General features: G+C 67.6%; 12 protein-coding genes. 4 read left to right on the top strand and 8 right to left on the bottom strand.

Annotation, left to right across the window (positions count from 1 at the left end; translation table 11 throughout):
- Positions 1-4: 4 nt before the first annotated feature.
- Positions 5-754, bottom strand: coding sequence for an HNH endonuclease (locus ASF35_RS17735; protein ID WP_082495484.1), 750 nt, complete (start codon positions 752-754; stop codon positions 5-7).
- Between the two features lie 119 nt (positions 755-873).
- On the opposite strand from ASF35_RS17735, the gene ASF35_RS11895 reads away from it, so the two are divergent.
- Positions 874-1,167: a hypothetical protein gene (locus tag ASF35_RS11895; RefSeq protein ID WP_055967614.1), complete on the top strand. Its 294-nt coding sequence runs from the start codon at positions 874-876 to the stop codon at positions 1,165-1,167.
- A 58-nt stretch (positions 1,168-1,225) separates the two neighbouring features.
- Positions 1,226-1,630, top strand: a complete 405-nt coding sequence (locus tag ASF35_RS11890) for a very short patch repair endonuclease (RefSeq protein WP_255354065.1) — start codon at positions 1,226-1,228, stop codon at positions 1,628-1,630.
- Here the strand turns inward: ASF35_RS11890 and ASF35_RS11885 are convergent, their stop codons facing one another.
- The 3 genes from ASF35_RS11885 to nrdR form a co-directional block, all read right to left on the bottom strand.
- Positions 1,631-2,935, bottom strand: a complete 1,305-nt coding sequence (locus ASF35_RS11885; RefSeq protein WP_055967608.1) for a DNA cytosine methyltransferase — start codon at positions 2,933-2,935, stop codon at positions 1,631-1,633. It lies immediately after the preceding gene.
- A 109-nt stretch (positions 2,936-3,044) separates the two neighbouring features.
- Positions 3,045-5,969, bottom strand: coding sequence for a vitamin B12-dependent ribonucleotide reductase (locus ASF35_RS11880; protein ID WP_055967605.1), 2,925 nt, complete (start codon positions 5,967-5,969; stop codon positions 3,045-3,047).
- Positions 5,970-6,075: 106 nt separating this feature from the next.
- Positions 6,076-6,564, bottom strand: coding sequence for a transcriptional regulator NrdR (nrdR, locus tag ASF35_RS11875; RefSeq protein WP_055967602.1), 489 nt, complete (start codon positions 6,562-6,564; stop codon positions 6,076-6,078).
- Between the two features lie 389 nt (positions 6,565-6,953).
- Between nrdR and ASF35_RS11870 the strand changes: the two genes are divergently transcribed.
- Positions 6,954-7,367, top strand: coding sequence for a VOC family protein (locus tag ASF35_RS11870; protein WP_055967598.1), 414 nt, complete (start codon positions 6,954-6,956; stop codon positions 7,365-7,367).
- Positions 7,368-7,377: 10 nt separating this feature from the next.
- Here ASF35_RS11870 and ASF35_RS11865 read toward each other — a convergent pair whose 3' ends face one another.
- Together ASF35_RS11865 and ASF35_RS18240 are read right to left on the bottom strand one after the other, a co-directional pair.
- Positions 7,378-8,124, bottom strand: coding sequence for a type 1 glutamine amidotransferase (locus ASF35_RS11865; protein WP_055967595.1), 747 nt, complete (start codon positions 8,122-8,124; stop codon positions 7,378-7,380).
- 25 nt (positions 8,125-8,149) lie between these two features.
- Complete coding sequence (locus tag ASF35_RS18240) at positions 8,150-8,539, bottom strand: LysM domain-containing protein (RefSeq protein WP_082481901.1); 390 nt, start codon at positions 8,537-8,539, stop codon at positions 8,150-8,152.
- A 379-nt stretch (positions 8,540-8,918) separates the two neighbouring features.
- On the opposite strand from ASF35_RS18240, the gene lexA reads away from it, so the two are divergent.
- Positions 8,919-9,695 carry a transcriptional repressor LexA gene (gene lexA, locus ASF35_RS11855; protein ID WP_055968558.1) on the top strand — a complete coding sequence of 259 codons (777 nt, stop codon included), beginning with the start codon at positions 8,919-8,921 and terminating at the stop codon, positions 9,693-9,695.
- Between the two features lie 99 nt (positions 9,696-9,794).
- Here the strand turns inward: lexA and ASF35_RS11850 are convergent, their stop codons facing one another.
- On the bottom strand, positions 9,795-11,708 hold the full coding sequence (locus tag ASF35_RS11850) for a hypothetical protein (RefSeq protein WP_055967592.1): 1,914 nt from the start codon (positions 11,706-11,708) through the stop codon (positions 9,795-9,797).
- 73 nt (positions 11,709-11,781) lie between these two features.
- Complete coding sequence (locus tag ASF35_RS11845) at positions 11,782-13,635, bottom strand: carboxypeptidase-like regulatory domain-containing protein (RefSeq protein ID WP_162239309.1); 1,854 nt, start codon at positions 13,633-13,635, stop codon at positions 11,782-11,784.
- Positions 13,636-13,742 lie beyond the last annotated feature (107 nt).

Below are 13,742 nucleotides of genomic sequence, written 5' to 3'. Positions count from 1 at the left end.
ATGGTTAGGAACGCAGGTCGACGCCAGTAGTGGTCGCTCCTTCATATCGCTCGCGTAGAGCCCCTCGATCAGGCTGCAGATTCGACTTCACCGGGACTCGGAGGCGTCGGCCGTCGAAGGGCTCGTACTCCGTACCAGACAGTTTCTCGTCGACCTCGATCGAGAGGTCCGGACGAACGCGAATCACTCCGAGATCGAACAACGTATGGACGTCTGTTCTCAACAACACCCCGTTGGCTACCCGTGGTTCCCCTCCCTCCGCGAATGGCTTGATGTGGGCCGCCTCGAGAACAGGCAATGACGTTGAGCCGGTCACAGCGCACCGAGCTCCGTATGCCTCCACGAGGGCTTCGCGGAACTGAGCCTGACCCCGACGCGCACGGATCGCCTGCATCGTCCAAGAGTCGATCGGTCCTGCATCATCAGTCTTTACCAACTCGATCAGTGCAAGGTACAGATCCAGATATGCCTCGCGCTTGAGGTTACCTCCGCCCTCGCTCGGGGCGTTTGCGGATGAGTGCCGTTCGCTGTCCCATTCAACCCCGACGTCCACAAGCAACTCGCTCATGTGGCGCTGTTTCGTCGGCTTGTAAGGGACGCCGCAGGCCCTTCCGACATCCACATGCCACTGAACCTCCACGGTGTCGCCGTCCGAGACCCACGCGTGCGCCTCACCTGTCCCGATCCCGAGAAGGTCGCCAATGAGGAAGGGGAGGTCACGCTTCCGCCAACCTGCGGGTTTCCTGTCAGGCACGACGGACCTGATCGAAGGTAGCCATCATGGCAGGATACGAGAGGTGCGCGGCCCGCCCGTCCATGGTGCGTTCCGGTGGAATCGCTGACCAGGGCTAGGATTCACACTATCCTTTCGCAATGAGCAAAGCATCTGAGATCACTTCCATCGCTGCACTCGTGAGCATCCCTGACCCGGGGCTGGGCGTTGGCTCGTCGGTTCCGAAAGCGCTCTTCGACGGCATCTGTCACCGGTTTGGCATCGACCCAGGCGGGACCATGCCCCAGCAGGCGCAGCGCATCATTACTGCTGCAGATCTGCCGTACAACTCCAACATCTTCGACAGTCGTGACACGCCGTCCATGGGTGGATCGACCGTAACTCTGGACGGCCTCCAGCGGATCAAAAAGGCTGTCCAGATCCTTCTTGGTTAAGGACGAGGGGCGACGCTCTCCACGAAGAGGCTCAGAAGACTCCAGGGAGCCCGATCGCGTGTCTCCCGGCTCTGCACTTTCGGCGAAGATGTCGAACCTGGCCCGAACCGACACGGCGCCGGAACTGGCTCTGCGTCGCGAGCTCCATCGCCGCGGACTGCGGTACCGCGTCCAGTTTCATGTGCCAGGCAACCGTCGTCGACGAATGGACGTGGCATTCACCAGGGCGAAGGTCGCGGTGTTCGTTGACGGCTGCTACTGGCACGGGTGCCCGGAGCACGGAACCCGACCGAGGACGAATCGCGAGTGGTGGGACTGGAAGATCCAACGAAACCGCGACCGGGACGCTGACACGAACCGATTGCTGGACGAGCAGGGCTGGACCGTTGTTCGGGTATGGGAGCACGAAGACCCCGCCACTGCGGCTAACCGGATCGAGCAACTTGTGCGACCGACGGTCTAGTCACGCGTCGTCGATCGACTCCGGAGTCGCGTCGAGGACGCTGGCCCAACGATCGCCAGCGCGCGTCATCTCCACGCGGGCCACGTGGTAGACCACTCCCGCGTTCACGCCGTTGCCCAGCTGCTTGTAAGACGCCGAATCAGGCTGTCCGGGGAACTCGAAGGAGTCGGGGAGGCCTTGCAAACGGGCCGCTTCACGCGGCGTGATACGCCGAAGCGGGCGCCCAAGGATCGTCGTTTGCGTTATGGCGACCAAGGCCGGCACGTACGACGGCTTCTTGACTCGGATACCCGACGGCCTGAAGTGCATGATGCAATCCTCGAGCGAGACTGCGTCTTGCGCCTGCCACTCGAACTTGCGGCGGGACGCGGGCATGTCCGCCAGCTCGTCGAAGTCGGCGAGCCACTGGTTGAGCAGATCCTCGTGCTTCGTATAGAACTCTGCGTTCTTCCGAAGGAAGTTGGCCTTCCAGGCCGGGGTTCCCTCGGGGATGAAGAGACTGTCGATGTGTCGGAAGTGATCGACCCAGATCGGGAAGCCGGGCAGCTTGTCGACCCCAGCGGCGCGGAGTCGCAGCACGAACTCGGACCACACGTGGACCCAATGCTGCTCGCTCGGCGTCAGCTCGTAGTTCGCCCGGTCGGCGATCTCGTCCTCGTCCTGCAGGTAGTCCTGCAGGACCCAGTCCTGCGGGTTCCAGCCGTCGATCGGGCGGTTGCGGACGACCGGCTCGACCTCATCGTGAGAGTGCTCCGGGCCCACGTAGGTTCCGACGATGAAGACCCGCTCACGAACCTGAGGACGTCCGCCCATCGAGGGCGGGAGGAGATGGGGAGAGAACACCGCTGGCGTGGAGCTGACCCGGTAGCCGAGCTCTCGCAGCGAACGGATGATGACGTCCCACTCGTGGGTGTGGCGCGGTCCCGCAATGTTGCGCACGTTCTCGAGGAGCACCAGCGAGGGCCGGTGCTCCTCGAGGATGCGCAGGATGTTCCAGAAGAGCGTCCCCCGCGCCTCGTCCATGCCGCGCTGGAAGCCGGACTTGCTGAACGGCTGGCACGGGAAGCCCGCCGCGAGCACGTCGTGCGATGGCACCTTCACGACTGGGTCGGTCTCCGGGACGATGTCGCCGGCGACCTTCATGTCCCAGTTGTGCTGGTAGATCTTCGCCGCGGCCTCGTCGATCTCCGAGGCGTAGACGCACTCCCCACCGAGCGCCGACAAGGCCGCGTGGAAGCCGCCGATGCCGGCGAAGAGGTCGATGAACGTGAAGGCCGGCTCCGCTGCTGCCGTGTTCGAGCTCATGTTCGACATCCTAAGTTCGCATTCGGACACGACTGGTGATTGACGGGGTGTGTCTGTGGACGAGCCCCCCGATCCAGTCGGATCGGGGGGCTCGTCCTCGGACCTTCGATCAGCTGCAGCCGCTGGTGCTGCCGCAGCCCTCGCAGACATGGCAGGAACCGGCGGGGCGCATCTTGGTGCCGCAGGTCATGCACAGGGGCGAGTCGACCGCGGAGCCGGTGATGGCCTCGAGGAGCTCGGCCGACGTGTGGGCCTGCTTGGGGGCGGGCTTGGCCGTGTCGGCCTGGGCCTGCTCGGCGGTCACGTCGTCGGCGACGGGCGTGGTCGCGGCCTCGGCGGTCGCGGCCTCCTTGAGCGTCTCCGGCTCGGTCTCGATGAGCTCGGCGGCCGTCGAGCCCTTGCTGATCGGCTGGTGGCTGCCCGTGTCGAGGTAGCGCTGACGCTCGTCGGCCGAGTGGATGCCCAGAGCCGAGCGCGTGTCGAAGTCGATGTAGTCCAGCGCCAGGCGGCGGAAGACGTAGTCCATGATCGACTGCGCCATGCGGACGTCGGAGTCGTCTGTCAGACCCGCCGGCTCGAACTTGAGGTTCGTGAACTTCTGCACGAACGTCTCGAGCGGCACGCCGTACTGCAGACCGATCGACACGGCGATCGAGAAGGCGTCCATCACGCCGGCCAGGGTCGAGCCCTGCTTGCCCAGCTTGAGGAACAGCTCGCCCAGCTCGCCGTTCTCGTGCGCACCGGAGGTCATGTAGCCCTCGGCACCGCCGACGCTGAACGACGTGGTGATCGACTGGCGCGACTTCGGCAGACGACGACGGATCGGCTTCTCGACGACGACCGTCTTGACCTCGGCCGCACCCTCGGCAGCCTTGGCCGACGTCTTGTCGTCCTGGCTCTTCTGCGAGGACAGCGGCTGGCCGACCTTGCAGTTGTCGCGGTAGACCGCGAGCGCCTTCAGGCCGAGCTTCCAGCCCTGGAAGTAGACGTCGGCGATCTCCTCGACCGTGGAGGTCTCGGGCATGTTGACCGTCTTGGAGATGGCGCCGGACAGGAACGGCTGGGCCGCCGCCATCATCCGCACGTGACCCATGGGCTTGATGGCCCGGTCGCCCACGGCGCAGTCGAAGACCTCGTAGTGCTCGGGCTTCAGGCCGGGCGCGTCGACGACGTGACCCTTCTCGGCGATGAACTCCATGATCGCCTCGATGGTCTCGCCGGTGTAGCCGAGCTTCTTGAGCGCGATCGGGACCGTCTGGTTGACGACCTGCATCGAGCCGCCGCCGACCAGCTTCTTGAACTTGACCAGCGAGAAGTCCGGCTCGATGCCGGTGGTGTCGCAGTCCATCATGAAGCCGATGGTGCCGGTGGGCGCGAGCACGGACGCCTGGGCGTTGCGCCAGCCGTTCTTCTCGCCGATCTTCAGGTTGTCGGCCCACTGCTTGGTGGCCTCGCGCTGCACGGCAATGTCCATCGAGTGCAGCGTGCGGATGTCGTCGTTGGCGGCCAGGTGCTTGCGCATGACCCGCGTGTGCGGCGTGGCGTTCTGCTTGAAGCCGTCGTACGCACCGACGACGCCGGCCAGCTCGGCCGAGCGACGGTAGGAGGTGCCCGTCATGAGCGACGTGATCGAGGCTGCCAGAGCGCGGCCACCCTCGGAGTCGTACGCCAGGCCCGAGGCCATGAGCATCGCGCCGAGGTTGGCGTAGCCGATGCCCAGCTGGCGGTAGGCGCGCGTGGTGTCGCCGATCGCCTCGGTCGGGAAGTCGGCGAAGCAGATGCTGATGTCCATCGCGGTGATGATCAGCTCGACGCTCTTGACGAACTTCTCGACGTCGAACGTGGTGCCGTCCTCGGACAGGAACTTCATCAGGTTGAGGCTGGCCAGGTTGCAGCTGGAGTTGTCCAGGTGCATGTACTCCGAGCACGGGTTGGACGCGGTGATGCGGCCCGTCTCCGGCGTGGTGTGCCAGTCGTTGATCGTCGAGTCGTACTGGATGCCCGGGTCGGCGCAGGCCCAGGCGGCCTTGGCGACCTTGCCCCACAGCTCGTTGGCGTCGATCTCCTCGATCACCTCGCCGCTGGTGCGGGCCCGCAGGCCGTAGGAGGTGTGCTCCTCCACGGCGCGCATGAAGGCGTCGTCGACACGGATCGAGTTGTTGGCGTTCTGGTACTGGACGCTGGTGATGTCGTCGCCACCGAGGTCCATGTCGAAGCCGGCGTCACGCAGGACGCGGATCTTCTCCTCCTCGCGCTCCTTGGTCTCGACGAACTCGACGATGTCGGGGTGGTCGATGTCGAGCACGACCATCTTGGCCGCACGGCGCGTGGCGCCACCGGACTTGATGGTGCCGGCGGACGCGTCGGCGCCGCGCATGAAGGAGACGGGGCCCGACGCGGTGCCGCCGGAGGAGCGCAGCAGCTCCTTGGACGAGCGGATGCGCGACAGGTTGAGGCCGGCACCGGAGCCGCCCTTGAAGATCAGGCCCTCCTCGCGGTACCAGTTGAGGATCGAGTCCATCGAGTCGTCGACGGCGAGGATGAAGCAGGCGCTGACCTGCTGCGGGCTCGACGTGCCGACGTTGAACCACACGGGGCTGTTGAAGCTGAAGACCTGGTGCAGCAGCATGTGCGTCAGCTCGTGCTCGAAGACCTCGGCGTCGGCGTCGGTGGCGAAGTAGCCGTGCTCCTTGCCGGCCGCGGTGTACGTGAGCACGACGCGGTCGAGCAGCTGGCGCAGGCTCTGCTCACGCTCGGGCGAGCCGACGGCGCCGCGGAAGTACTTGGTGGTGACGATCGTGGAGGCGTTGACGCTCCAGAAGTCGGGGAACTCCACACCGCGCTGCTCGAAGACCGTCTCGCCGGTCTTCCAGTTGGTCTGCACGACGTCGCGACGCTCCCACGTCACGGCGTCGTACGGGTGCACGCCCTCGGTCGTGTACACGCGCTGGATGCTCAGGCCCTTGCCGGCCTTGCTCCCGCGCGTCTTGCCGGACTGTGCCCGGCCCGTCGATCCGTCGACCGTCTCCGTCATGTCGTGCTCCTGTGTCGCTGCTGGTGTGTGAAAGGTCGTGCGTCCCGCCCCGTGGCACGGGACGAGGTCGTTCAGGGTGCCGGTGCCGCCCGTGGGCGGCGGGTGGTCAGGGAAGCTGTCGTGCGGTGTGCTCGGCCAGCTCGCCGTCTGCGGCGCGGGCCATGAGGACGGCGATCTCGGCGGCGAAGTCGTCCACCGAGTCGAACGCCTTGTAGACACTCGCGAAGCGCAGGTACGCCACCTCGTCGAGGCTCTTGAGCGGGTCGAGGATGGCCAGGCCGACCTCGTGGGCCGCGATCTCGGCCGCCCCGCTCTCGCGCAGTGCGTCCTCGACCTGCTGGCCGAGGCGTGCGAGGTCGTCGTCGGAGACCGGACGGCCCTTGCAGGCCTTGCGGACGCCCGAGATGGCCTTGTCGCGGTTGAAGGGCTCGGTGGCCCCCGACCGCTTGAGGACCGTCAGCTGCATCTGCTCGATGGTCGTGAAGCGCTTCTCGCACGCTCCGCAGACCCGACGACGCCGGATGGCGCCGCCCTCCTCGGCCACCCGGGAGTCGAGCACGCGGGTGTCGGGGTTCTTGCAGAACGGACAGTGCACGGTGCTCTCCTCTCGGGCTGATTTCTTCGCGGGATCTGGGGACAACCTGGGGATGCAGAGGTGGATGGCCCGGGATTCCTGTGGGTAAGTCCCCCGTCCCTGTGGGACTAGATGTGGAGAACTACATCGGTGTAATCACTAGATATAGTGGCTACCGTACGCCTGCCCACCAGGTCATGCAAGCAAGTCTGACGAGTTGCTCAGACAAATCTGGGAGCTCGATGTTTGCGCAGGTCAGCGGCCTCTCGAGTCACACGGGCCTCAGGTGTCACGGCGTGTCCCGGCCCGTCGGACGGCTCACGAGCAGCCCTCTCGCGCGCCCCTGCACCCCTACCGCGGCACGACCTTCGCCTCTTCCACTCTGGAACAAACAGGAGGATGATGGCGCGATGACCATGCGACTGAACCCCTACCTGAACTTCCGCGACGAGTCCCGCGAGGCGCTCGAGTTCTACCAGTCCGTCTTCGGCGGGACGATCGAGGCGATGACCTTCGGCGAGGCCGGCATGAGCGACGACCCTGCCGTGGCCGACCGGATGATGCACGGGCACCTCGTCACCGACGCCGGCTTCGACCTGATGGCCTCCGACACTCCTCCGGGCGGCGACCAGCCGTCGATGGGCACGGCCATCAACGTCACCCTCAACGGCGACGATCCTCGCATCCGCGACTACTGGGCCGGACTCAGCGAGGGCGCCGAGATCGTGGCACCGCTCGAGCGTGCACCGTGGGGCGACGAGTTCGGCCTGCTGAACGACCGCTTCGGCGTGGCCTGGCTGGTCAACCTCGCCGCGAGCCAGTAGCGGCCGACCCTCACACGGGGCGGGGCACCGACACGCCGAGGTGGTCGAGCGCGGCGTCGACGAGCGCGAACGCGGCGAGACGGCTGCGCGTCGCGTTCGCGAGCGCCTGACGCTTCAGCTCGCTGGGCTCCGACCCGCTCACCCGCACGAGGTCGGCGCTCTCGTCGACCCAGCGGCTGAAGGTCTCCGGAGTCACCTCGGGGTGGAACTGCCAGGCGATCACGCGGGCGCCGAAGGCCTCGTCGACGAAGCACTGCGGGCCGAACCACGAGCTGCCGATCACGCGCGCCGTGGGCGGCGGGCTCAGCACGTCCTGGTGGAACTGCCCCCACGGCCCCTCCGGGCAGAGGACGTCGTCGAGCGTGTCGACGCGGCGCCACCCGATCTCGGCACCGTCGCCGCGGTACGACGTGCCGCCGAGGGCACGGGCCACGAGCTGGGCGCCGTAGCAGATGGCCATCACGGGGACGCCCGACCCGAGCGCCACCCGCACGACGTCGGACTCCGCCTCCACGACGTGGGCCCAGCGGGGCTCGTGCGCCGAGCGCTCCGATCCGAGGCTGAGGACCAGGTCGACACCGGTCGCCGACCACGGGGAGTCGAACGTGTCGCGGTCGATCCAGGTCAGCTCGGCGCCGTGCTCCCGCAGCCGCTCCGTGACGTAGCCACCGGAGCGGTCGGTGTCATCGGCCAGCACGTGGACCTGCAGAGGGCGGTCCGCCGGCGTCGGGCCCGGGTTGGTGGAGGCGTCGTTCATGCCCCCATGGTGCCGGACGGGCCCGTCACTCGTAGACGGGCACCGCGAGGTCGGAGCCGAGCTGCAGCGCACCGGCGCTCGGCAGCGAGTTCATCCGCATGATGTCGTCGACCGTGTCGCGCACGTCGCCCTCGGGGTTGGCGTCGGCGGCGATCTGCCAGAGCGTCTGCCCCTCCTGCACGGTGACGACCGTGGTGGCGGGAACCGCGCCCGCGTCTGAGGTGGCGACGGTGGAGGAGCCGAGAGCGACGACCGTGACCGCCAGCGCCGCGATCACGGCGAGCAGGAGCACGAGGCGGCCCCGACGGGTCAGCCGGACCGCAGCCGGCTCGGTGGTGCTGCGCGGAGCCGCGGCGATCCCACGGGAGAACGACGGGGCGAAGCGGCTGGTCTCGTAGACGGTGATGGTGCTCATGGTGACCTCCGGGGAAGGGAGAGGAAGGAGTCTTGGTGTGTCGATCGAGCACCTGCCGATGTCATTCGAAGGTCGATGCTCCGGGGGCGGTGGTGCTCCGCGGATCCGACGAACAGATGTTCGATCGAACACGTGTACGACAGTAGGGGAAGGCGCCGACAAAAGCAGCCCCCTTTCGAACAGGAATCCGAACGGACAGCAGGATTGCCCGTCATTCCAGTGAAAGAATCTTCGACACCATGTTCGACTGTGACGCGTCGCACGCGCCTGACGGCGTCCCGAGCGCCGTCGCGGAACCATCGAGCGCGCCGTTCGAACGCGCGACACGCTGTCGAACATGTGTTTGTAAACGTCCGCGCAGAGGTCTAGCGTGGGCATCATGAGCGACGACAGCACCCTCGACCCCTCCGCCGACGCGCCGCGTCGGGGCCGCCCGAAGGGTTCACGCAACTCCGTGCGTGAGCTGCCCGACGGTCCCGTCGACGAGATGACCGGCCTCACCGGTCGGCAGCAGAAGATCCTGCACTTCATGCGCGACCAGATCGAGCAGCGCGGCTACCCGCCCAGCATGCGCGAGATCGGTGGCGCCGTCGGCCTGGCCAGCACCTCCTCGGTCGCCCACCAGCTGCGGGTCCTCGAGCGCCTCGGCTACGTCAAGCGCGACCCGAACCGCCCGCGCGCGATCGAGATCTTCCTGCCCGAGGTGGTCAAGGCGCGGCGCACGCTCAGCTCGGCCGACGACTCCGAGGTCGACGAGACCGGCTTCGGCGACCAGCGCCCCGAGGCCACCTACGTGCCCATGCTCGGTCGCATCGCCGCGGGCGGTCCGATCCTGGCCGAGGAGCAGGTCGAGGAGATCTTCCCGCTCCCCCGCTCCCTCGTCGGCGACGGCACGCTGTTCCTGCTCGAGGTGCGCGGCGACTCCATGGTCGACGCGGCGATCTGCGACGGCGACTACGTGGTCGTCCGCCAGCAGCCGGTCGCCGAGAACGGCGAGATCGTCGCCGCCATGCTCGACGGCGAGGCCACGGTCAAGACGTTCCAGCGCAAGGACGGCCAGATCTGGCTGCTGCCGCACAACGACGACTACTCCCCCATCGACGGCAACCACGCCACGATCCTGGGCAAGGTCACGACGGTGCTGCGCCGCCTCTGACACCCGCCGTCAGCGCTCATCACCCACGAGGCCCTCTCCCGTTCACGGGAGAGGGCCTCGTGGTGCGTCGGCGCACGAGCGGTGCCGGGCGAGCTGTGCTCAGCTGCGGAAGTTAAGCGTGCCCACGCTGTAGGACTTGCCGGCCGTGACCCGCTTGGTCTGCGTGCCCTTGTGGGTGCGACCGATGCCGCGCCACGAGTCACCGTTGACCAGGACCCGGTAGTTGCCCGACTCGAGGCCGCGGATGACGAAGCGGCCCGAGGAGCTCGTGTACGCCGAGCGCATCACGAGCACGCCCTGCGTGGAGTACACCGAGACCAGCATCTCCTTGTTGCTCTTGCCGCCGATCCGCGAGACCTTGCCCGAGATCGTGGCGCCCTTGCGCAGCTTGGAGGTGTTCGACGTGGCGTCGCCGTTGTTGATGGTGACGAGCTTGTAGTCACCGGCGCTCTGCGCCACGCAGGCGTCGCGGTACATCCAGCCCTTGTAGCCGCTCGGCGGCTTCTTGGCCTTGAAGCCGTAGCGGTACGACGTCTCGTACTCGGGGTAGGCGCCGTTGACGGTCTTCCAGCGCTCGCTGCCGCGCTCGCCACCCTTGTGGTAGAGGTAGTTGTCCTTGTAGATGCTGGGGTACCAGGCAGAACAGCTCGTCCGTCGCCCGACCTCGACCCAGTACTTGCCGTTGCGCAGACCCTCGAACTGCTTGAAGCCCGAGGAGTTCGCGTGGCCGGCCGTGATGATCGGGCGGTCCAGGATCTTGGTGCCGGGCACGTACTCGCGGACGGTCGTCCAGGTGTCGTGCGGCTTGATCGACGACGTGTAGGTCGCGTCGGTGTCGAAGCCGAGCGCGTGCTTGCCGGAGTCGAGGTTGGCGGAGATGGTGGCCGACAGGCCGCCGGTGCCGTAGGAGATGAGGTCGTCGTCGCTCGCGGAGTAGGTGTACTTCGTGGCGGCGTTGCAGCTGGCGTACTGGCGCCCGCCCGTCGTGATGACGCCGGCCCGGTTGGTGCCCTCGTGCGAGACGAGGTAGCGGGAGTCGCCGTTCTGGCTCACCGGGAGAAAGGTGATGTCGTAGCCGCCGGAGCCCGACGTCGTGTCGGCGCCGTACTCGTTGGCGCAGAAGGGAACATCGAGGCCGCGCAGGTCCGAGGCGCGCGTCGGCCGGGTGACGGGCGGGGCGATCACGCGCACGTCGGTGCCGGTGGACCCGGCCCCGCTGAGCGTGCCGGCGATCCGGCCGAACCGGAAGTCGGCCACGAAGTCGTTGTACTTGGTCACCGAGGCCGCGTGCGCCTCGCTGACGCGCTTGCCGCCGCCGGTGGGCCGTCCGTCGGTCCCGCGCCAGAACCACTCGCGGACCGTGCCGTCGACCCGCGCCCGGATGCTCAGCCGGTAGCCGTAGGACGCGGCGTTGTTGGTGCCGAGCGAGACGGCACCGAAGTCGTAGGTGCCGTTCGACGCGACGTCGACGGTCTTGAGACGACGCGAGACGAGTCCGCTGACGTTCCAGCTGGTCACCTGCACGTCGGTCACGCGGCTGCCGAGGCCGGGGCCCGACACGGTGCCCTTGAGGTTCCGGCTGGCCTGGGTCCGCTCCAGCGTGATGGTCTTGTCACGCGCCGAGGCACCCGAGGGGTAGACCCGCAGCGTGCGCTCGAAGGTGGTCCCCTGCTGGCCGGGGGCAGAGCCGAGGCCCGTCGGAGCCGTGTTGCCCTCGTCGCCCAGCCAGTAGACCGTGATGTAGCCCGCACTGTTGCCCTTGATGCTGTACGGCCAGTTGACGTACCGGGTCTGGCCCAGGATCGCCGCACGACCGGAGCAGGTCTTCGACCCGTTGCAGCGCGCGTAGATCTTGACCGGACGGTGTCCGGCCGAGTTGGGCGAGCCGACAGCGACGATGTTCGACCGCGCCTCGATTCCGGTCGCGGCCTGGGCGGTGGAGGCGCTCAGCCCGACGAGGGCGCCCGTCGCGACGAGCACGGCAGACAGCAGGACGGCGGTACGACGGAACATCAATTCCCCGAGAACTTCGATGGCAGGACCGCTGCACTGTACCAAGCCCGGGCCTGGTAGCCCGGTTCCGTCGTCAGCCCTTGAAGCGCAGCGTGCCGGCCGAGACGTTCTTGCCCGCCTTGGCCTTCACCGACTTCTTGCCGGAGAACGAGCGGCTGATGCCGCGCCAGGAGTCCGCGTTCACGACGATCTTGTAGGAGCCGCTCGCCAGGCCGCGAATCACGAAGCCACCGCTGCGGCTGCTGTAGGCCGAGCGCAGCACCTTCTTGCCGTCGGTGGAGTACGCGGTCACGAGCATCTCCTTGTTGGACTTGCCGCCCACCCGGGTGACCCGCCCGGAGATGGTGCCGCCGCGGGGGTTCGTGACGTCGACCGTCCGGTCGCCCGCACCCACCGTGATCAGCACGTACTTGCCCGCGCCCACGGCCTTGCACACGTCGCGGTACATCCAGCCCTTGTAGCCCTTCGGGGGGTTCCGCTTCACGTAGCCGTAGCGGTAGGACGTGGAGTACTCCGGCACGCTGCCACCCACGGTCTTCCAGCGCTCACTGCCTCGCTCGCCACCCTTGTGGTACAGGTAGTTGTTGGAGTAGATGCTGGGATACCAGGCCGAGCAGCTGGTCCGGCGACCCACCTCGACCCAGTACTTGCCCGGGCGCGCGGCGAACGTCTTGTTGCCGCTGCTGTTGGCGTAGCCCTCGGCCACGATCGGCGACTCAAGGATCTTGCGGCCCACGGAGTACTCGCGCAGCGTGGTCCAGCGGTCGTGGACCGAGCCACCCTTCAGCGTGTTGCCGTTGATCGTGAGGCTGCGCTGGTCCGCCGACGTGCTCACGTCGCCCACCGGGAGCGTCTCGGATCCCGAGGGGAAGCCGAGCAGGTCGGACATGTCCCGCGTGTACTTGATGGCGGCCTGGCAGCTGTCGACGACGTTGCCGTCAGAGATGATCACGGCGCCGCGCAGTGCGCCGGCCGGCTCGAAGTCGACCATGTAGCGGTACCGCACCGCGTCGGGGCGCGGGACGAACGTGACCGAGTAGCGGCCGGCGTCGTCGGTGCGCACGCGCCCGAACTCGTTGGCGCAGTAGGGCACGTCGAGACCGCGCCGGTCCGACGAACGGCTCGGGTAGGACGGCGGCGGGGTGAGCACGCGGACGTCCGCACCCGCCGAGCCGGTGCCCGTGAGGCGCCCGCTGACCGTGCCGTAGGCGAAGTCCGCCTGGAAGTCGCCGGCCTTCTGCACGCGCACGACGGCGGCGTCGCGGATCCAGCCGCCACCGCCGTCGGCGAAGCCGGACCCCGTGGTGCTCCCCCGCCAGAACCACTCGCGCTCGGTGCCGTCGACCACGGCCGAGACGCTCAGGCGGTAGGCCGCACCGGGACTGTTGTTGCGGCCGAGGGCCGAGGAGCCGATGTCGAAGCGCCCGTCGGAGCCGACGGCCGCCGTGCTGACCCGGCTGCTGCGCAGGCCGCTGACGACCCACTTGGAGACCTGCAGGTCCTTGATGCGCGACGACGCGGGACCGCGAACCTGGCCCTGGATCCGACGGCTGTAGATGCGCGGCTCGAGCCAGATCGACTTGCTCTTCTTGGACGCACCCTTGGGGGTCCAGGTGAAGGTCCGCTTGAACGCGTCGATCTTGCCGAGCTCGGTGGGCTGGGCCGCCGCCTTGTTCCAGTAGGCCTTCAGGTAGCCGCTCTTGCCGCCCTTGATCGAGTACGACGTGGTCTTGGCCAGTCCGTCCTGCACCAGCGTGGCCGTGCCCGAGCAGGTCTTGGAACCCTTGCAGACGGCGTAGAGGTAGAGGGGGTGGTGACCCGTGGAGTCAGGGCGCTCCACGGCCACGACGTTGGAGCGGACCTCCAGACCGGTGGCGGCCTGGGCCGTCGACGGCACCGCCACGACGAGGGTGGAACTGACGATCAACGCGACAGACGCGGCAAGACGGCGCATGGAGCCCCGAGCCCTTCATACGTGGGAATGACGGCTCAGCGTACCCCGCCCGGACCGTCTGCGGTTGCCATCTGGGCGAA

The organism is Aeromicrobium sp. Leaf291, from assembly GCF_001423365.1.
Classification (GTDB): domain Bacteria; phylum Actinomycetota; class Actinomycetes; order Propionibacteriales; family Nocardioidaceae; genus Aeromicrobium.
Note: the sequence above shows the minus strand (reverse complement) of the source record. Positions and strands in the feature narration are given on the sequence as shown.